This window comes from Arthrobacter sp. EPSL27, assembly GCF_001512305.1.
GTDB lineage: Bacteria > Actinomycetota > Actinomycetes > Actinomycetales > Micrococcaceae > Arthrobacter.
Genome location: NZ_LNUT01000005.1, coordinates 267619 through 286282 on the forward strand (window position 1 = coordinate 267619; position 18664 = coordinate 286282).

An 18664-nucleotide genomic window follows, 5' to 3' on the forward strand; every position below is an offset into this window, starting at 1 on the left:
GCTCCCCGCCCAACACCGGTAGCATGGGGGAATGACCTCCACTGCTGTTTCCATCCCGATGCCAACCGTTCCGCGCCGGCGGCGTTCACCGGAAGAAGTGCTGGCGGCAGCCCCCGTCTCCGGACCCAAGAAGGTCCTCCTGGCCGCCCCGCGCGGCTACTGCGCCGGCGTCGACCGCGCGGTCATTGCGGTGGAGAAGGCCCTGGAGCACTACGGCCCGCCGGTCTACGTCCGCAAGCAGATCGTCCACAACGTGCATGTGGTCAGCTCCCTGGAAGAAAAGGGCGCCATCTTCGTTGACGAGACCGACGAGGTCCCCGAGGGCGCCCTGGTGATCTTCTCCGCGCACGGGGTGTCACCCGCCGTCGTCCAGTCCGCCGAGGACCGCGGCCTGCGGACCATCGACGCCACCTGCCCACTGGTGACCAAGGTGCACAAGGAAGCAGTGCGCTTCGCGAAGGACGACTTCGACATCCTGCTGATCGGCCATGACGGCCACGAGGAAGTCGAAGGAACCGCCGGCGAGGCCCCCGAACACATCCAGATCATCAACGGTCCGCACGAGGTCGACAAGGTGACTGTCAGGGACCCGGAAAAGGTCATCTGGCTGTCCCAGACCACCCTCAGCGTTGATGAAACCATGGAGACCGTCCGCCTCCTCAAGGAACGGTTCCCCACCCTTCAGGACCCGCCCAGCGACGACATCTGCTACGCCACCACCAACCGCCAGGTGGCCATCAAGAAGATCTCGCCGCAGGCCGATCTCGTGATTGTGGTCGGCTCGGCCAACTCGTCGAATTCGGTCCGCCTCGTGGAGGTGGCGCTGGAATACGGCGCGAAGGCCTCCTACCGCGTGGACTTCGCCAACGAAGTGGACGAGTCCTGGTTCGAAGGTGTGGCCACCGTCGGGGTGACCTCGGGTGCCTCGGTCCCGGAAGTCCTGGTCAAGGACGTCCTGCGCCTGCTCGCCGACTACGGGTACGGCACGGTGGAGGAAGTCGTTACGGCCGAAGAGGACCTGCTGTTCTCGCTGCCGAAGGAGCTCCGCGCCACCCTGAAGCAGGCCGGCGATGTCTCCCGGGCCCTCGGCGGCCGCCAGCCGCGCCCGGCCCGCAACTAACAGAGGCGGGGGCGGTCCCCTCCGCGTGCGGAACCCCGCGCGCGGAGGGAACCGTCAGGCTGCGGACTCCCGGCCCTCCTCGACGCCCTGGTGCAGCCTGTCCGAATCGCTGCCCAGCGTGTCCGAATCACTGCCGGACTGCAGTTCCGGGGCGGCCAGGGAACGCGGCGTCGCCTCGACGGCCGCGGGGGTGGCCAGCCCGGTTGCGTCCAGGGCGTTGAGCTTGCGCGCGGTGGGCAGGATCCGGGCCTCCAGCGTGCCCACCATGGAGTTGTAGCGGTCAACGGACGTCTTGAGTGACGAGCCAAGCTTGGTGACGTTTTCGCCGAGCGTGCCCATCCGCTCGTACAGCTGGCGGGCCAGTTCGAAGAGCTCCCGCGCGCTGTCCGTCAGTACGTCCTGGCGCCAGGTGAAGGCGACGGACTTGAGGACGGCCAGCAGGGTTGACGGGGAGGCCAGCACCACGTTCCTGGACAGGGCGTGGTCCAGCAGCGCAGGGTCCGCGGACAGGGCGGCCGCCAGGATCGATTCGGCCGGCAGGAAGCAGACCACAAGCTCCGGCGAGTTGCCCGGGATGTCCCAGTACTTCTTGCTGCTCAGCGCGTCCACGTGCGCTTTCAGGGCCTTGGCATGCGCCGCCAGATGGGCCTGCTGCCCGCCCAGCGGTGCAGCCTGCTGGCGCCCGCCCGCGGACACCCCAAGCTCCTGCGCCGCCAGATACGAAGTCAGCGGCACCTTCGCGTCGACCACCAACTGCTTGCCGCCCGGGAGCTGGACCACCAGGTCGGGCCGGACGGTGGTGTCCGCCGAGGCGCCGGGTCCGCTGTGGACCTGTTCGTGGAAATCGACGTGGCGCAGCATCCCTGCAGCCTCCACCACGCGGCGCAGCTGGACTTCGCCCCACTGCCCGCGGGCGCTGTTGGAGCGCAGCGCGGACTCCAGAGCGTGGGTCGAGCGCAGCAGCTGTTCGTCGGACAGCCGGGCTTCCTGCAGCTGCTGGGCGAGCTGCCCGTACTGTTCCAGCCGGTCGCGTTCCAGCAGGGACACCTGCTGCTGCACAGCGGTGAGCTTCTCCGCCACGGGTGCCAAGGCCCGCAGCACACTGCCGTCCTGGTTCCGGGATTCGCCGAGCTCGCGGTTCTGGGCGGCCAGCAGCCGCCTCTCGGCGTCGGCCGCGGCGTACTGCGCGCTGACCTCGGACAGCCGGGCTGACACGGCGTCGAAGTCCTGTTCCACAGCGTGGGTGCGGCGGCGGAGCATCACGTACACGGCGGCCGCACCGGCAACGGCACCGATTAACAGCATAAGAAGGGCAAGAATGAATCCGAAAGCGTCCATGGATTCACTCTGGCACGCACCTCCGACAGTTTCGGGCCGACGCACTGCCCGCGTCCTTCCGGCGTCCTACTTGACTAGTTCCGGCGGGCGTTCCAGGGGCCCGGGCGGCAGCGGGTAGAATTAATGCTCGTGGCTCTAACTATTGGCATCGTCGGACTGCCCAACGTCGGCAAATCAACCCTTTTCAACGCACTGACCCGCAACCAGGTGCTCGCAGCGAACTACCCGTTCGCCACGATCGAACCCAACGTTGGCGTGGTCAACCTGCCGGACCCGCGGCTCGCCAAGCTGGCCGCCGTCTTCGGCTCCCAGCGCCTGCTGCCCGCCCCGGTGTCCTTCGTGGACATCGCTGGAATCGTCAAGGGCGCCTCGGAGGGCGAAGGGCTGGGCAACAAGTTCCTCGCCAACATCCGCGAGGCACAGGCCATCGCCCAGGTCATCCGCGTGTTCGATGACCCCGACGTGATCCACGTCGACGGCAAGGTGGATCCCCGCTCGGACATGGAGATCATCAACACCGAGCTGATCCTGGCCGATCTCCAGACGATCGAAAACGCCATTCCCCGGATCGAAAAAGAAGTCAAGATCAAGAAGCGGGAAGCGGCCGAGCTGGCTGCCATCAAAGCGGCCCAGGTTGTCCTGGAACGCGGCGACACCATCTTCTCCTCGATCAAGAGCGACAAGCTGGAGATGGAGCACCTCAAGGAGCTGGGCCTCCTGACGGCCAAACCGGTCATCTACGTCTTCAACGCGGACGAGGGCATCCTCAGCAACCCCGAGAAGCAGGAGGAGCTGCGGGCCATGGTGGCCCCCGCGGACGCCGTCTTCCTCGATGCCAAGCTCGAATCCGACCTCGTGGAACTCGACGAGGAAGAAGCCCGCGAGATGCTGGAAATGAACGGTCAGTCCGAGTCCGGGCTGGACCAGTTGGCACGCGTCGGCTTCCACACCCTGGGGCTCCAGACCTACCTGACGGCAGGACCCAAGGAAACCCGCGCCTGGACCATCCATCAGGGCGACACCGCACCGCAGGCCGCCGGCGTGATCCACTCCGATTTCCAGCGCGGCTTCATCAAGGCCGAAGTTGTCTCCTTCGACGACCTCATCGAGGCCGGATCCATGGCGGAAGCCAAGTCCCGCGGCAAGGTCCGGATCGAGGGCAAGGAATACGTGATGGCCGACGGCGACGTGGTGGAGTTCCGCTTCAACGTCTAGGTTCTGCACTCATCCTGTAAGACGCCGCCCGGTACATTCGAGTGCCGGGCGGCGTCTTATCCACATACAGCAAAATTCTGGCCTTCGCGGCATGTGGCCCGCTCAGAATCGTCGCATGGGAATCAGATACTACGCATACGCCTTTGACAGTGACCAAACCGGGAAGGCACTCGCTGACCCACTCACCGTGATCGGCTCCGACCCTTTGGCGGACGCGTGGGGCCTCGAACCTGGCTTCACGGAGGGCGTCACAGACTTCCGGCAATCCCTGCCGGAGCGGGACCTCCTCTACCTCGACAAGGCATGGCCGTACCTGCAGCGGCTCACTGCTCCGCGGGCTTCCGAGACAGCAGCCAGACCGGCCTACCGAATGTTCGAAGGGCAGGTGACCTTCGCCGACGATGGGTGCACATGGCGCCCGTGGGTGCGAGCACTCCCGCCTCACGACGTCGCTTTGATCGCCCGGGACCTTGAGACGGTCAACGACAACGAAATCAAAGCCGGCCTGAGCGGTAGCTACCCGTTTGGTCAGGTGCCGGAGTCCGAGGTGGCCTATGCCACCGCTTACCTCAACAAAGCCAAAGGCTTTGTCCACGCGGTGGCCTCAGACGGGCGGGGATTCGCCTACATGATCGGTTGACGGTGGAGTGCCGCATCAACGCACGGCACTGGAGATCCGTGCTGTGTCAGCTGTCTGAGGATTCCGCTGCAAGTATGTGAGCGAGGTCGGCCGGGCGGCTCCACATGGGCCAGTGGCCCGTCGGAAGGTCGACCCATTGAACGCTCTTGAGATGGGCAACCTCGGCGAACATGGGGTGACCGGCCTTGACCAGTTCCAGTATTTGCGAGCTCGGCAGTGAGCAGCACACGAAGGTGGTGGGTACGTTGAAGCGTGCGTCATTTGCCAGTTGCACTCTCTGACGAAGGACAGGTCCGGGCTCGGGTACGGCGCGTTCACGGAACCGCGCAAGTACTTCGGTGCTCAGGCCCTCGATGCTGGCCTGCTCGCCGAGCATCTCGAAGGGTGGCGGGGGGAGGCTGTCCGTATCCTCCGGGAAATCGGGGGCAAAGGCGACGCCGGGCGCTGCCGGGCCGCTGTCGACCCAAATCACGCGGCTGAACAGCTCGGGGTGCCGGTCGAGGACGAGGCTCACCGGAGCGTTGGCTCCACTGTGCGCCACAATGACGACTGGTCCGGAGCTTCCAGCGGCGGCCTGTTCGATTGCCGCTGCCTGCTCGTCCAGCGTCCTGGCCACCCGGCCGGTGTCTGTTACGTCGAGGCCGGGCAGAGTCAGCGGGACGGCCCCGTGGCCCAAGGATGTCAGGTGTTCCACGACCTCGTCCCATGCCCACGCTCCCAGCCAGTGCCCGGGGATCAGAAGGATTGTCGGATTGCTTGTCTCTGTTGTCATGCCACCATCCTCGCCCGCCGCCCGGACAACTGTGTGGCACTATTTATGGCACGGATCAAGCATGGATCAGTGACGGGCGGAGAAATGAAGCGAGTGGAGCGGCTCCACGCATTGTCGGAGATGCTGCGGCGCAGCGCGGCCCGTGGATGCACCGCAGACCGGCTGGCCAACGAGTTCGGCGTGTCTGTGCGGACAATCAAGCGGGACATCGATGCGCTGGAGAACAGCGGCGCTCCGATCTGGTCCCGTCCGGGACCCCGCGGCGGCTACGGCCTGGCTACCCAGGCGGACCTCCCGCCTGTGCGGTTGACCCCCGCTCAAGCAGTGGCTCTTCTCGCGGCGGTCTCGGCTGCACCTGATGCGCCGTACGCCGATCTCGCCTCGGTCGCCGTCGGCAAGATCGTGGACGTGCTGGATCCGCCTACCCGGGCAAAGGTCGACGAACTGGCACGCCGCATCTGGGTCAACACGGATCAGCCTGGAGCGCGGGCCGTCAGATCGGCCCTTGAGGAAGCGATGTCTGAGCAGCGGGTGGTGCGCATCCGCTACGCCGCCCAGGACGGCAGTACCACCACCCGGGACGTCGAACCGGTGATCTTCGCTTCAACAAACGGCCACTGGCATCTGATTGGCTGGTGCCGGCTCCGCGACGAAATGCGCTGGTTCCGGGTGGGCCGCATCGAGCACGCCACCGTGACCAGGACGCCCTGCGGCACCCACAGCGTGGAAGAGATCGGCATCCCGCCGGCCACCTCCAGGTCGGTACACCGCGACCCTGCCCGGGCGGGTCAGCCGTGACGTGACTTAGGATCTACCCATGACGATGCTTCAGGATGCGGTTGTTCTGGTGGTCGGCGCCAGCGGCGGACTCGGTTCGCGCATCGCCACCCAGCTGGAGACTAAGGGCGCCGTCGTTGCCCGGTCGTCAAAGTCTGCCGGACACGATCTCCGCACTCCCGCTGTAATCCGGGAGGTGCTGGCTGACGCCACTGCGAGGTACGGGCGCCTCGACGGGCTGGTGGTTGCTTCCGGCGTCGTCGCCTTCGGTGCCGTCTCGGACCTGGAACCCGCCACGGTGGACGAACTCTTCGCCGTGAACACGACCAGTGCGATCCAGCTCATTGCCCAAAGCCAGCCCTACCTCGCGGCCTCGGCCCGTGAAGGCCGGGAGCCGTTCGTGGTCACACTGAGCGGCGTCGTCGCTGAGACACCCGTCGCCGGCCTGGCCGCATACTCCGGGTCGAAAGCCGGGCTCGCGGCGTTCGTTGCCGCAGCGGCGCGCGAGTACCGGCGCGCCGGCATCCGGATCATGGACGCCCGGCCGGGCCACACGGGCACCGCCCTGTCCGAGCACCCGATCGCCGGGGCAGCGCCGCGATTCGGCGCGGCGCTGGACCCGGACGCGGTTGCAGCGCGGATTGTCACCGCAATCGTCGACGGCGAGAAGGACCTGCCCAGCAGCGCCTTCTAGGCCTGGCCGGGCGGTGGTCCACGTGACCGTCCACTTGGCAGGGTCCCGGTATCAGGCCTCGGGGAGTGTGCAGGTGTGTCCGTCGGCGTCGACGGGGTATCCGCAGAGAGGGCACGTCGGACGCCCGGCGCCCACAATCTCGCGGGTGCGCTTGGCGAAGGCGCGGGCAGTGCCGACCGGCATCCGCACCAGCAGCATTTCGGACGCGTCCGCGCCGCCTTCTTCGACGGATTCGTCGACGTCGTCATCATCGGCATCGGTGATGGGGTAGGCCTCGATGAGAACCTGGGCCGTGGTTGGGTCCCAGCCCAAGCTCATGGAGCCGGCGCGGAACTGCTCCTGGACCGCCTCCAGATCGTCATTGTCGACGAGTTCAATGGGAGTGCCCGCGGGAACGCTGTAGGGATTGCCCTCGACAGTGCTGAGCTGGTCGAGGATTTCATCGATCTTCTCCGCGAGCAGAGCCGCCTGCTGCTTCTCCAGGGTGACACTGACAATCTGCGCCCCGGCGCGGACCTGGAGGTAGAAGGTGCGCGCCCCTGGCACTCCGACGGTGCCAACGACGACCCGATCCGGCCAGGCAAACTCGTGAACACGTGTAGGCATGTAAGCATTCTAGGCAGTTCGGGTGCCGGCCGCGCGTCAACGCCTGACGGTTTGATGCATTCATCAAGTAATGCGGGATTAACTCGGGAATCCCCGACTGCAAAATCGGGGCTTTTCCGGCGGCCGGGGACATTAGCGCGGACCGTCCCCAAGGTCAATAGGCCGTGCTGAATTCGAGCCTCGAATCCTGTCCCAATGTTGCAGCTCTGTAACGAACTTTACAGGTGGTCAACTTTCATCGCCCGGCACTCATTTTGGGGTTTACGCTACATGCCATGTGAGACGGGCCACACTGCCGCTGGGGGAGTGTGGACGTCTGCCCGGTGCCTACGGCCTCGGTCTCAACCACACCACAGAAACAAGGAGGCGGAATGCGCTTCGGTCGTATTTCGAAAGCAGTGGGTGTGGCAGCAGCAGCTGCCCTCGCCCTCAGCGCCTGCGCCGGCAACAGTGGCGGGACAACCCCCACCACCGCAGCGGCAGCAAGCAAAGCAGGCGGATCTGCAACAGTCGTAGAGGTGAACGCATTCAACACGTTCAACCCCAACACGGCGGACGGCAACACCGACATCAACTCGAAGGTCAGCTACGCCACCCACTCGGGGTTCTTCTACATCGATAATAAACTGAACGTTGTCCGCAACGAGAAGTTCGGCAAGATGGAAAAGGTCTCGGATGACCCGCTGACGGTGAAGTACACCATCAACGAAGGCGTGAAGTGGTCCGACGGCACCCCCGTTACCGCAGCCGACCTCGTGTTGCAGTGGGCCGCCTTCTCCGGCTACTACGACGATGCCGATTCCGAGGCCAAGACCGGAACGTCCTACTTCTCCTACGCCGGCGACCCCACGGGCATTGCCCTGACGGACTTCCCGGAGCTCGGCGAAGACGGCCGCTCCATGACCCTGAAGTACTCGAAGCCGTTTGCCGACTGGGAGATCGCCATCGGCGGCCCCGGCATCGACATCCCGGCGCACGTCCTGGCCAAGAAGGCCGGACTGGCGGACGCCAAAGCATTCGTTGACATGCTGAAGGGCATGCCCCGCGGTGACGCGAAGGCACCGCAGCCGGCCAACGCGCAGCTGCAGACCATGGCGGAGATGTGGAACACCGGCTTCGATTCCAAGACCCTGCCGGCCGACCCGAGCCTCTACCTCTCCAACGGCCCGTACATCGTCAAGGACGTCAACCAGGACCAGTCCCTGACCATGGTCAAGAACAAGGACTACAACTGGGGCCCGGAAGCCAACCTGGACGAAATCACCGTCCGCTACATCGGTTCCGCTCCCGCCCAGGTTCAGGCGCTCAAGAACGGCGAAGCCGACATCATCGCACCGCAGGCCTCGGCCGACACGGTGGAGCAGCTGAAGGCGCTTGAGAGCCAGGGCGTCACGGTCGAGGTCGGCAACCAGCTGTCCTACGACCACATCGACCTCAACTACAGCGGCGTTTTCGCTGAGAAGAGCGTCCGCGAAGCGTTCATGAAGAGCGTCCCGCGCAAGGACATCGTCGACAAGATCGTCAAGAAGCTCGACCCGGAGGCCAAGCCGCTGGACTCGCAGCTGTTCGTTCCGGACCAGGCCCTGTACACCGAGTCCGTCAAGGACAACGGTTCCTCGGCCTACCAGGACGTGGACATCGAAGGTGCAAAGTCGCTCCTCAACGGTGCCACCCCTGAAGTCCGCATCATGTACAACAAGGACAACCCCAACCGCGCGGACATGTTCGCTCTGATCAGCGAGTCCGCCTCCAAGGCAGGCTTCAAGATCGTCGACGGCGGTCTCGGCAAGTCCGACTGGGGCAAGGCCCTCGGTGACGGCTCCTACGACGCCACCATCTTCGGCTGGATCAACTCGGGCGTCGGCGTCTCCGGCGTTCCGCAGATCTTCAAGTCGGGCAACGACTCCAACTTCAACGGATTCAGCGACCCGGAAGCCGACAAGCTGATGGACGAGCTCATTGTCACCACCGACAAGGGCAAGCAGGATGAGCTGATCAAGCAGATCGACCAGAAGATCTGGGCTTCCGCCTACGGCCTGCCGCTGTTCCAGGCAGTTGGTGTGGACGCGTACAGCGACCGCATCACCGGCGTGAAGTACATGCCGAACCAGACCGGTGTCTGGTGGAACTTCTGGGAGTGGGCGCAGAAGTAGCCGACCACAGCAAGTGACATTTGCTAGCTAAAGGCGTCGGGACCGGGCACGTTGGTCCCGACGCCTTTCTAGCTACAACCCCCGAAGGTGGCGGGCCCCGCCACACCATTGCGGGACAACGGCCAAACTCTGCGACCGGCCCGGGCAATCCCCGGGCACGAATACCGAGGTTCTATTCCCATGGTGACCTACATCGTCCGGCGGCTCATCACCGCCGCCCTTATCCTTCTTGGCGCATCCTTTATGGTGTATCTCCTGACAGCGGCGTCAGGCGACCCCCTCGAGGAATTCCGCGCCAGCAGCGCCCCGAACAAACAGCAGCTGATGGACGCGCGCAGCGAGCTGTTGCAGCTCGATACACCTGCCCCCATCCGGTATTTCAACTGGCTCGGCGGCGCGGCGAAGTGCCTCATTCCCTTCGCCGGCACCTGCGACCTCGGCAAGAACATTGCCGGCCAGCCGATCACTGACGCCTTGGGGCACGCCCTGGTCCAGACCCTGACCCTGGTCACCGCGGCCACAGTGCTGGCGATCCTGATCGGCATCACGCTCGGCATCATCACCGCCCTGCGCCAGTACAGCACGCTGGACTACGGCGTGACGTTCATGGCCTTCCTGTTCTTCTCCCTGCCGATCTTCTGGGTCGCGGTGCTCCTGAAGGAGTACGGCGCCATCGGGTTCAACAACTTCCTCCGGAATCCGGAGATCCCGCTGCCTGCGGCCCTGGCCATTGGTGCTATCCTCGGAGCCCTGACGGCCGTGACGGTGGGCGGCGAGATGAAGCGCAGGCTGCTCACCGGCGGCATCGTCTTCCTGTTTGCCACCGCCGTACTGATGTACTTCTCCGCCACCGAATGGTTCAAGAACCCCGGGCTGGGCCCCGTGGTCATCGCGATCGCCGGGGTCGGCATCGCGTTCGCCGTCACCCTGCTCTCCGCCGGGCTCAAGAACCGCAAGGCGCTGCAGTCGGCGCTGATCGCCGTCGGCGTCGGGCTGGTGTTGTACTTCGTCATTCAGCCGCTGCTGAACGAGGCCACGTTCCTGATGATCGTGCTGCTTGCAGTGGCCGCCGTCCTGGTCGGCGTGGGCATTGGCTACCTGATGGGCGGTTACGACCGCGGGCAGTCCATGCGCGCGGCGGCGATCACCTCCTTCCTGGTCGGCGGGCTGATCCTGCTGGACCGTTTTATGCAGGCATGGCCCGCGTACTTCAACAACAGCCGGGTCCGCGGCCGGCCGATCGCCACCATCGGCGCCAACACCCCGAACATCGAAGGCGACTTCTGGATTCTGAGCCTGGACTCCTTCACGCACCTGATCCTGCCGACCATTGCGCTGATCCTCATCTCTTTGGCCGGCTACACCCGCTTCACCCGCGCTTCGATGCTGGAAATCATGAACATGGACTACATCAGGACCGCCCGCGCCAAGGGCCTGTCGGAGCGGACCGTCGTCATGCGCCATGCTTTCCGCAATGCGCTGATCCCGATTGCCACCATTGTTGCCTTCGACATCGGTGCGCTGATCGGCGGCGCGGTGATCACCGAGACCGTCTTCTCCGTCCGCGGTATGGGTTTCCTGTTCCTCGACGGCATCCTGCACGTCGATCCCAACCCGGTGATGGGCGTCTTCCTCTGTGTGGCCATCACGGCCATGGGTTTCAACCTCATTGCGGACCTTGCGTATTCCGCACTTGATCCACGCGTAAGGGTAAAAGCATGAGCCAGCCAAGTCAGCAGGATGAAATCATGGCCGAAGACGCCAGCCTTCGGCAGCCAGAGCCCGGCGTTGAGCCCATCCTCGAAGCCAAGGGCCTGAGCCAGGGGCAGATTGTCCGGAAGCGGTTCCTGGGCCACTCCGGCGCCATCGCCGGTCTGGTTGTCTTTGCCATCATCTTCGTTATGGCCTTCACCTCCGTGGGCTACTGGGGGATCCCGGGCTGGTGGAAATACAACCACGAGGAAGTCTCGCCCCTGATCAACGACGGCGTCCCCACGGCGTCGCTGTGGCCGCTGGCCTGGGGCGAACACCCCTTCGGACAGGACCGGATCGGCCGCGACCTCTTCGCCATGACCATGCGCGGGGCCCAGCAGTCCATCACGGTCATGGTGGTGATCGGAGCCATCGCCGGCCTGATCGGCGTTGTGGTCGGAGCCCTCTCCGGCTACTTCCGCGGCTGGACCGAGGCCATTTTGATGCGCCTCACCGATGTCATCATCATCATCCCGGCCCTGCTCCTCGCCGCAGTCATGGCGCAGATGGCGGGACGGCGGGACTCCGGCGGCTGGTTTTCCGCCTTCGCCGCAAGCAACGGCGTCCTGGCCCTCGGGATCTTCCTGGGCCTGATCACCTGGGTGGGTCTGGCCCGCCTGATGCGCGGGGAATTCCTCTCGCTGCGCGAACGCGAGTTCGTGGACGCCGCCCGCATCTCCGGTGCCAGCAACGCCCGGATCATCTTCAAGCACATCCTGCCGAACGCCGTCGGGGTACTGATCGTCAACATCACGCTGACCATGTCCGCCGCGATCCTCACCGAAACGGCGCTGAGCTACCTTGGCGTCGGCGTCAAGGCTCCGGACACGTCGCTGGGGCTGCTCATATCGCAGAACCAGGAGGCCTTCGCCACCCGGCCGTGGCTGTTCTGGTTCCCCGGCCTGTTCATCGTGCTGATCTGCCTGAGCATCAACTTTATCGGCGACGGACTGCGGGATGCCTTTGATCCGCGGCAGAAGAAATTCAACGCCAAAAAGGCCAAGGACTCCGGCCGGCACCCCCTTGAGGCCGCGCCCGTTACGGCGTTCGACAGCACCAAGGACAACTAGGTGTCAGCCCACCGCAGTGCCGACCAGGCCGTGCTACTGGGCGGCCACGGACCAGACGCTCGCTGCCAGCAGAAGCACGACGGCGGCCGCCGCCACCCAGCGGTACCTCACCGTCACCGGTGTGGTGGCGGCGTCGCCGGCGGCCAGGGAGCCGCTTTCCACCAGGGCCTGCCAGCGTGCGCGCACCAGCCGCGCGGCCTGGCCGGAGTCGGTGCTCTTGAGGTCGCCGGGCCGCACGGACTGGGCCGGGCCATACGTAGTGGCCGGAAGGCCCCGGAGGTCTTCCGGCTGGGCGTTGCGGCCGCCCCAGATGCCGGGCGCCGGCGCGGCCCAGGCCGCGTAGCTCTTACTGGCCGTGACAAGTGTGAGGGCGAAGCGGGTGTCAACGTGCACCAGCGCTGCCCACGGCACCAGCACGGACCGGAACGGGTTCTCCAGGGTCACCCCGTCGTCGTGCACCACAACGGCAGGCATCCAAAACAGCTGCCAGCCCAGGAAGCCGACCAGCAGCAGCGGGGCCGTTCCGGCCAGGACCGCAGGGCCGGCGGTGACCACGGTGACCACAATGCCCACGGCGGCAACCGACCAGGCGAGCCAGGCGAACCAGGCATTGGTTCGGGCCTTAAAGATTTCGACGGTACCGGCATGTGGCGCAGAGCTCATGCCCCCAATAATTCAGTATTCCGAGCCGCAGCACTAATCACCGGTGGACCTGCGGCCCGGGTGGAAGGAAAGCCCCATCATGACTGACTTCATCACCCTCGACCCGGCGGTCACCCCCGCGCCGGAGAAGAACGGACCTGTCCTGGAGGTCCGCGGCCTGAGCGTCGATTTCGGCGTGGACAAGAAATGGGTGCCCGCCGCCATCGGCCTGAACTATGAGGTGCGGGCCGGCGAGGTGCTGGCCATCGTGGGCGAGTCCGGCTCCGGCAAGAGTGCCAGCTCCATGGCCCTGCTGGGTCTATTGCCCAGCAACAGCCGTGTGAGCGGCAGCGTCAAACTGGCCGGGCAGGAACTGCTGGGTGCCAACGAGGCCAACATCCGCGCGGTCCGCGGCAAGGACGTGGCCGTGATTTTCCAGGAGCCGATGACGGCCCTGAATCCGGTCTACACCGTGGGCGCCCAGATCGTGGAGACCGTCCGGCTGCACAGCGAGGTTTCTCCCGACGAGGCCAAACAGCGGGCCCTGCGCATGCTCGAGCTCGTGGAACTGCCGGACCCGGAGAAGGCGTTCCGCTCCTACCCCCACCAGCTCTCCGGCGGCCAGCGGCAGCGCGCCATGATCGCCCAGTCCCTCTCCTGCGATCCCAAGCTGCTCATCGCCGACGAGCCCACCACCGCCCTGGACGTGACTGTCCAGGCGGAAATCCTGGACCTCATGCGCAACCTGCGCAACAAGCTGGACAGCGCCATTGTGCTCATCACCCACGACATGGGCGTCGTGGCGGACCTCGCTGACCGGATCGCCGTGATGCGCCGCGGCGTCATTGTGGAAACCGGCACTGCCGCCCAGATCTTCCACAACCCGCAGCACGAGTACACCAAGGCCCTTCTGGCCGCCGTCCCGCACCTCGGCCAGGGCGGCGCGGACCCCGCCGCGGAAGTGGACGTCACGGCTGCCCTCGCTGCCGCCACGCACGCCGAACTCACCTCCGTTCCGGAGGAGCAGCTGCTCCGGCGCGAGCGGGAGAACGCCGCAGCCCTGGCCGCAGCGGAAGCCGCCAGGCCCCAAGGCCAGCCGGTGCTGGAGCTGACCGACGTCGCGATCGAATACCCCAAGCAGGGCCGCGTGCCCGCGTTCCGCGCCGTGGAAGGCGCCAACCTGGTGATCTACCCGGGACAGGTTGTGGGGCTGGTGGGGGAGTCCGGCTCGGGCAAGACCACCATCGGCCGCGCCGCCGTCGGGCTGCTGCCGGTCGCCGCCGGCACCATGAAGGTGGTCGGCCAGGACATTTCGGCCGCCAAACGCAACGGACGGCAGCTCCAGGAGATGCGCCGGCACGTGGGCATGGTCTTCCAGGACCCGTCGTCGTCCCTGAACCCGCGGCTTCCCATCGGTGAAAGCATCGGCGAGCCGATGTTTCTGTCCGGCGCAGCGAAGGGCGCCGAGCTGCAGCACCGGATCGAGGCCCTGCTGGACCAGGTCGAGCTCCCGCGCAGCTACCGCAACCGCTACCCGCACGAACTCTCCGGCGGGCAGAAGCAGCGCGTGGGCATTGCCCGGGCGCTCTCGCTCAAGCCGAAACTGATGGTCGCCGACGAGCCCACCTCGGCCCTGGACGTGTCCGTTCAGGCCAAGGTGCTGGACCTGTTCCAGAACCTGCAGAAGGAACTCGGGTTCGCGTGCCTCTTCGTCACCCACGACCTCGCGGTGGTCGACGTGCTGGCGGACCGGATCTGCGTGATGCAGCGCGGCCGCATCGTCGAGCAGGGCACCCGGGACCAGATCCTGCGCAATCCGCAGGAGCCGTACACCCAACGTCTCCTGGCGGCAGTGCCCCTGCCGGATCCGGAGAAACAGCGGGAACGCCGCGAACTCCGCGCCCAGCTTCTGGCGGCTGAATCGAGTTAATCTGCCATTACCGGGAGGGCTGGGCGGCTAATCCTACCAGCCAGTAGCGTGTGACTTGAAATACATTTCGCATGACGCTAGCGGTCACGACTTTGTCGGGTCACGGTTTGGCAACAGAGTTCCAATATCCGGACATCCGGGGGTTAGGCTACTCGTATATGTAGGCCACGTCACAGGGGATACCCCTGTGCCTGCCTGCGGGGAAACACACGTTTTTCCCTCACGAACTCCCACAACTCATAGGAGGCGGAATGCGTTTTTCGCGCACTTCCAAAGCTCTGGGCATGGTGGCCATCGCCGCCCTCGCCCTGACCGGATGCGGTGCCGGAGGCGGCACCTCAAACGGTGCCAGCCAGGCTGCCGGCGATCCCAACAAGATCATCACTGCGTACAGCAATGAACCGCAGAACCCCCTGATGCCCGCCAACACCGGCGAAGTTTACGGCGGCCGCGTCGTCGAACTGCTCTTCGAGGGCCTCACCAGCTACGACCCCAGCGGCAAGTCGGTGAACGCGCTGGCAGAGTCCATCGAGTCCCCGGACGGCCAGAACTACACCATCAAGGTCAAGAAGGGCACCAAGTTCACCAACGGCGAGGAAGTCACCGCCAAGAGCTTCGTTGACGCCTGGAACTTTGCCGCGCTGAGCACCAACGCGCAGGGCAACAGCAGCTTCTTTGAGTCTGTTGAGGGCTACGACGCCGTCAGCGCCACGCAGAAGCAGGCAGGTGCGGACGGTAAGGAAACCGAGGTCCCCGCACCCACCGCCGAGACGCTTTCCGGCCTGACGCTCGTGGACGATTCCACGATCACCGTCAAGCTGAGCCAGCCGGAAGCCGACTGGCCGCTGCGCCTGGGCTACTCGGCCTTCATGCCGCTGCCGGCAGAGGCCATCAAGGACCCGAAGAAGTACGGCGAGAACCCGGTGGGCAACGGTCCGTACAAGATGGAGAAGGAAGGCGCCTGGCAGCACGACAGCCAGATCGCCCTGGTCAAGAACCCGGACTACAAGGGTGCCCGCGAAGCCAAGAACGGCGGCGTGACCTTCAAGTTCTACACCGACCCGGCCCCGGCCTACACGGACATCCAGGCCAACAACCTGGACGTCACCGACGTGCTGCCGACCAACGCCCTGAAGACCTACACCATGGACTTCCCGGAGAACAACCTGAACAAGCCGTACGCCGGCAACTCCACCCTGAACATCCCGGGCTACCTGCCCGAGTTCCAGGGCGAAGCAGGCCAGCTGCGCCGCCAGGCCCTCTCCATGGCCATCAACCGCGACGAGATCACCAAGGTCATCTTCTCCGGCACCCGCATCCCGGCCAAGGACTTCACCTCCCCGGCTGTTGACGGCTACAACGAGAACGTTGCCGGTTCCGAGGTCCTGAAGTTCGACGCCGCCAAGGCGAAGGAACTCTGGACCAAGGCTGACGCAATCAGCCCCTGGCCTGCCGACAAGACCCTCGAGCTTGCGTACAACACCGACGGCGGCAACAAGGAATGGATCGACGCCGTTGCCAACAACTTCAAGAACAACCTGGGAATCAAGGCCGAAGGCCAGCCGTTCGCCAAGTTCGCTGAAATCCTGAAGCTGCGCACCGCCAAGGAACTGCCGGGCCTGACCCGTGCAGGCTGGCAGGCAGACTACCCGTCGCTGTACAACTTCCTCGGCCCGCTCCTGAAGACCGGCGCCAGCGCCAACTACGAGGGCTACTCGAACCCCGAGTTCGACAAGCTCCTCACCGAGGGCCTCGGCGCCAAGTCCACGGACGACGCCAACGCCAAGTTCACCCAGGCCCAGGAGATCCTCTTCAAGGACCTCCCCAACCTGCCGCTGTGGTACTCCGCACGCCAGGCTGTCTGGAGCCAGAATGTCAGCAACGTTGACTCCGGCTGGAACGGCGTTCTGCAGTACTGGGCCATCACGGCCAAGTAGTTCCGGAGTTCTGCGGAACTCTTTTCCACATCACTAAAGCTTGGGGGTCCGGCCTTGCCGGACCCCCATATGCTTGAAACCGGCAGGAAGCTGTCCCATGATTCCCCTTCGTTCCACCACTTCACCGGAGGAGCTGCTGTGATCCAGTTCGTCCTCCGGCGCCTGTTGCAGGTCATTCCGGTCTTCCTCGGAACCACCCTGCTCGTCTACTTCATGGTCTTTGCCCTACCCGGCGACCCCATCCGCGCGCTCTTCGGCGACCGCCCGCCGAGCGAGGCGGTCATCGCCCAGCTGCGCCAGCAGTACAACCTGGACGAACCCTTCTGGGTCCAGTACGGGCTGTTCCTGAAGAACCTCTTCACCTTTAACCTCGGCGTCGACTTCACCGGCCAGCCCATCGCCGACACCCTGGCCCGGGTCTTCCCCGTCACGGCCATGCTCGCCATCGAGGCCCTCATCATCCAGGGCGTGTTCGGCATCGCCTTCGGCCTGGTCGCCGGTCTGCGCAAGGGCGGCTTCTTCGACAGCACGGTCCTCGTGCTCTCGCTCGTCGTCATCGCCATCCCCACCTTCGTGCTCGGCTTCGCGCTGCAGCTGCTGATCGGGGTCCAGCTGGGGTGGGCCAAACCCACGGTCGGGTCCAACGTCACGTGGGGGAGCCTGCTCCTGCCCGCCGTGGTCCTCGGCCTGGTGTCCTTCGCCTATGTGCTGCGCCTGACCCGTGCGTCCGTCATCGAGAACATGAACGCCGACTACGTCCGCACCGCCACCGCCAAGGGCCTGGCCCGCCGCCAGGTGGTCATGACCCACGTCCTGCGCAACTCGCTGATCCCCGTCATCACGTACCTCGGCGCGAGCCTGGGTGCCCTGATGGGCGGCGCGATCGTCACCGAGGCCATCTTCAATGTCCCCGGCGTTGGCCAGAAGCTGTACCAGGCCATTCTCCGAAGTGAAGGCCCCACCGTCGTCGCCATTGTGAGCGTCCTGGTGCTGGTCTTCGTGCTCGCCAACCTGTTGGTCGATCTGCTGTACGCCTGGCTTGACCCGAGGATCCGCTATGAAAACTAACCGCACATCCGAGCACTACGTTGCCCCGGTGGAGGAGACCCCTCTGCTGGCAACGGATGCTGTCAAGGTCGACGACGCCCCGCTGAGCCTCTGGGCCGACGCCTGGCGCAAGCTCCGCCGTCGTCCGCTGTTCATCATCTCCGCGATCATGATCACGCTGATCATCGTGGTGGCGGTCTTCCCCGGGCTGTTTACCCAGGTCGCCCCGGACAACGGCTGCGAACTGGCAAACTCCAACGGCGCACCCACAGAGGGACACCCGCTCGGGTTCACCTTCCAGGGCTGCGACATCTACTCGCGCATCATCCACGGCACGCAGGCCTCCCTCATGGTGGGTGTGTTCTCCGTGATCTCCGTGCTGATCATCGGCGTCACCCTCGGCGCCCTCGCCGGTTTCTTCGGCGGCTGGGTGGATACCGTGATCGCCCGCCTCGGCGACATCTTCTTCGCCCTGCCGATCGTCCTCGGCGCCCTGGTCCTCACCCAGCTGCCGCTTATGCGGGAAAACAGGGGCGTGGGAACAGTGGTGCTGGTGCTGGTGGTGCTCGGCTGGCCGCAGATGGCCCGCATCACCCGCGGCGCCGTCATCGAGGTGCGCAACGCCGACTTCGTGACGGCCGCGCGTTCCCTCGGTGTCTCCCGCATCGGGTCCCTCGTCAGCCACGTGCTGCCGAACGCGCTGGCCCCGATCATCGTGCTCGCCACCATGGAACTCGGTGTGTTCATCGTGGCCGAAGCCACGCTCTCGTTCCTCGGAATCGGCATGCCCGGCTCCGTGATGTCCTGGGGCAATGACATCTCCGCCGCGCAGGCGTCCATCCGCACCAACCCGGCTGTGCTGCTCTACCCGGCAACGGCCCTGTCCATCACCGTGCTGAGCTTCATCATGCTGGGCGACGCCCTGCGCGATGCGCTCGACCCGAAGAGCCGTCAGCGATGAAGGAGGCAAA

At 65.4% G+C, this 18664-nt stretch carries 16 protein-coding genes; 12 read left to right on the forward strand and 4 right to left on the reverse strand.

What is annotated here, in order from left to right; translation table 11 throughout:
• Positions 1-31 precede the first annotated feature (31 nt).
• Entirely contained in the window at positions 32-1120 is a 1089-nt protein-coding gene (locus tag AR539_RS12185; RefSeq protein WP_066437169.1) for a 4-hydroxy-3-methylbut-2-enyl diphosphate reductase, read from the forward strand.
• 54 nt (positions 1121-1174) lie between these two features.
• Here AR539_RS12185 and AR539_RS12190 read toward each other — a convergent pair whose 3' ends face one another.
• Positions 1175-2458 (reverse strand): DNA recombination protein RmuC, encoded by a 1284-nt coding sequence (locus tag AR539_RS12190; protein WP_066437171.1) that lies wholly within the window; start codon positions 2456-2458, stop codon positions 1175-1177.
• 129 nt (positions 2459-2587) lie between these two features.
• Here AR539_RS12190 and ychF point away from each other — a divergent pair, with 129 nt between their 5' ends.
• Both ychF and AR539_RS12200 read left to right on the forward strand, forming a co-directional pair.
• On the forward strand, positions 2588-3673 hold the full coding sequence (gene ychF / locus AR539_RS12195) for a redox-regulated ATPase YchF (RefSeq protein WP_066439937.1): 1086 nt from the start codon (positions 2588-2590) through the stop codon (positions 3671-3673).
• 115 nt (positions 3674-3788) lie between these two features.
• Complete coding sequence (locus tag AR539_RS12200) at positions 3789-4313, forward strand: DUF1877 family protein (protein WP_066437174.1); 525 nt, start codon at positions 3789-3791, stop codon at positions 4311-4313.
• Positions 4314-4359: 46 nt separating this feature from the next.
• Here the strand turns inward: AR539_RS12200 and AR539_RS12205 are convergent, their stop codons facing one another.
• On the reverse strand, positions 4360-5085 hold the full coding sequence (locus tag AR539_RS12205) for an alpha/beta fold hydrolase (RefSeq protein ID WP_066437177.1): 726 nt from the start codon (positions 5083-5085) through the stop codon (positions 4360-4362).
• 84 nt (positions 5086-5169) lie between these two features.
• Here AR539_RS12205 and AR539_RS12210 point away from each other — a divergent pair, with 84 nt between their 5' ends.
• Both AR539_RS12210 and AR539_RS12215 read left to right on the forward strand, forming a co-directional pair.
• The gene (locus AR539_RS12210; protein WP_066437179.1) at positions 5170-5883 is read left to right on the forward strand and encodes a helix-turn-helix transcriptional regulator; all 714 of its coding nucleotides are present in this window, start codon (positions 5170-5172) and stop codon (positions 5881-5883) included.
• Positions 5884-5902: 19 nt separating this feature from the next.
• The gene (locus AR539_RS12215; protein ID WP_066437180.1) at positions 5903-6556 is read left to right on the forward strand and encodes an SDR family NAD(P)-dependent oxidoreductase; all 654 of its coding nucleotides are present in this window, start codon (positions 5903-5905) and stop codon (positions 6554-6556) included.
• Between the two features lie 51 nt (positions 6557-6607).
• Here the strand turns inward: AR539_RS12215 and AR539_RS12220 are convergent, their stop codons facing one another.
• Positions 6608-7162, reverse strand: a complete 555-nt coding sequence (locus AR539_RS12220; protein ID WP_066437189.1) for a DUF3090 family protein — start codon at positions 7160-7162, stop codon at positions 6608-6610.
• Positions 7163-7533: 371 nt separating this feature from the next.
• Between AR539_RS12220 and AR539_RS12225 the strand changes: the two genes are divergently transcribed.
• The 3 genes from AR539_RS12225 to AR539_RS12235 all read left to right on the forward strand — a co-directional run bounded on the left by AR539_RS12225 (position 7534) and on the right by AR539_RS12235 (position 12137).
• Positions 7534-9315, forward strand: a complete 1782-nt coding sequence (locus tag AR539_RS12225; protein ID WP_066437192.1) for an ABC transporter family substrate-binding protein — start codon at positions 7534-7536, stop codon at positions 9313-9315.
• Between the two features lie 180 nt (positions 9316-9495).
• The gene (locus tag AR539_RS12230; protein ID WP_066437195.1) at positions 9496-11037 is read left to right on the forward strand and encodes an ABC transporter permease; all 1542 of its coding nucleotides are present in this window, start codon (positions 9496-9498) and stop codon (positions 11035-11037) included.
• A complete protein-coding gene (locus AR539_RS12235) occupies positions 11034-12137 on the forward strand; it encodes an ABC transporter permease (protein ID WP_442854407.1) in 1104 nt (367 codons plus the stop codon). The genes AR539_RS12230 and AR539_RS12235 overlap by 4 nt, the downstream gene beginning before the upstream one ends.
• A 33-nt stretch (positions 12138-12170) precedes the next feature.
• On the opposite strand, the gene AR539_RS12240 is transcribed toward AR539_RS12235, so the two are convergent.
• Positions 12171-12800 (reverse strand): PH domain-containing protein, encoded by a 630-nt coding sequence (locus AR539_RS12240; protein ID WP_066437201.1) that lies wholly within the window; start codon positions 12798-12800, stop codon positions 12171-12173.
• A 79-nt stretch (positions 12801-12879) separates the two neighbouring features.
• On the opposite strand from AR539_RS12240, the gene AR539_RS12245 reads away from it, so the two are divergent.
• From AR539_RS12245 to AR539_RS12260, 4 genes are all read left to right on the forward strand, one after another.
• Positions 12880-14709: an ABC transporter ATP-binding protein gene (locus AR539_RS12245; protein ID WP_066437203.1), complete on the forward strand. Its 1830-nt coding sequence runs from the start codon at positions 12880-12882 to the stop codon at positions 14707-14709.
• Positions 14710-14960: 251 nt separating this feature from the next.
• Entirely contained in the window at positions 14961-16646 is a 1686-nt protein-coding gene (locus AR539_RS12250; RefSeq protein WP_066437205.1) for a peptide ABC transporter substrate-binding protein, read from the forward strand.
• Between the two features lie 138 nt (positions 16647-16784).
• Entirely contained in the window at positions 16785-17714 is a 930-nt protein-coding gene (locus AR539_RS12255; RefSeq protein WP_066439941.1) for an ABC transporter permease, read from the forward strand.
• Positions 17704-18654: an ABC transporter permease gene (locus AR539_RS12260; protein ID WP_066437208.1), complete on the forward strand. Its 951-nt coding sequence runs from the start codon at positions 17704-17706 to the stop codon at positions 18652-18654. The genes AR539_RS12255 and AR539_RS12260 overlap by 11 nt, the downstream gene beginning before the upstream one ends.
• Positions 18655-18664 lie beyond the last annotated feature (10 nt).

Coding starts and splice junctions, on each gene's coding strand:
- AR539_RS12235 (WP_442854407.1), top strand. CDS start 11,034: ATGAGCCAGCCAAGTCAGCAGGATGAAATCATGGCCGAAGACGCCAGC.
- AR539_RS12210 (WP_066437179.1), top strand. CDS start 5,170: ATGAAGCGAGTGGAGCGGCTCCACGCATTGTCGGAGATGCTGCGGCGC.
- AR539_RS12220 (WP_066437189.1), bottom strand. CDS start 7,162: ATGCCTACACGTGTTCACGAGTTTGCCTGGCCGGATCGGGTCGTCGTT.
- AR539_RS12245 (WP_066437203.1), top strand. CDS start 12,880: ATGACTGACTTCATCACCCTCGACCCGGCGGTCACCCCCGCGCCGGAG.
- AR539_RS12205 (WP_066437177.1), bottom strand. CDS start 5,085: ATGACAACAGAGACAAGCAATCCGACAATCCTTCTGATCCCCGGGCAC.
- AR539_RS12260 (WP_066437208.1), top strand. CDS start 17,704: ATGAAAACTAACCGCACATCCGAGCACTACGTTGCCCCGGTGGAGGAG.
- AR539_RS12240 (WP_066437201.1), bottom strand. CDS start 12,800: ATGAGCTCTGCGCCACATGCCGGTACCGTCGAAATCTTTAAGGCCCGA.
- AR539_RS12230 (WP_066437195.1), top strand. CDS start 9,496: ATGGTGACCTACATCGTCCGGCGGCTCATCACCGCCGCCCTTATCCTT.
- AR539_RS12225 (WP_066437192.1), top strand. CDS start 7,534: ATGCGCTTCGGTCGTATTTCGAAAGCAGTGGGTGTGGCAGCAGCAGCT.
- AR539_RS12185 (WP_066437169.1), top strand. CDS start 32: ATGACCTCCACTGCTGTTTCCATCCCGATGCCAACCGTTCCGCGCCGG.
- AR539_RS12200 (WP_066437174.1), top strand. CDS start 3,789: ATGGGAATCAGATACTACGCATACGCCTTTGACAGTGACCAAACCGGG.
- AR539_RS12215 (WP_066437180.1), top strand. CDS start 5,903: ATGACGATGCTTCAGGATGCGGTTGTTCTGGTGGTCGGCGCCAGCGGC.
- AR539_RS12250 (WP_066437205.1), top strand. CDS start 14,961: ATGCGTTTTTCGCGCACTTCCAAAGCTCTGGGCATGGTGGCCATCGCC.
- AR539_RS12190 (WP_066437171.1), bottom strand. CDS start 2,458: ATGGACGCTTTCGGATTCATTCTTGCCCTTCTTATGCTGTTAATCGGT.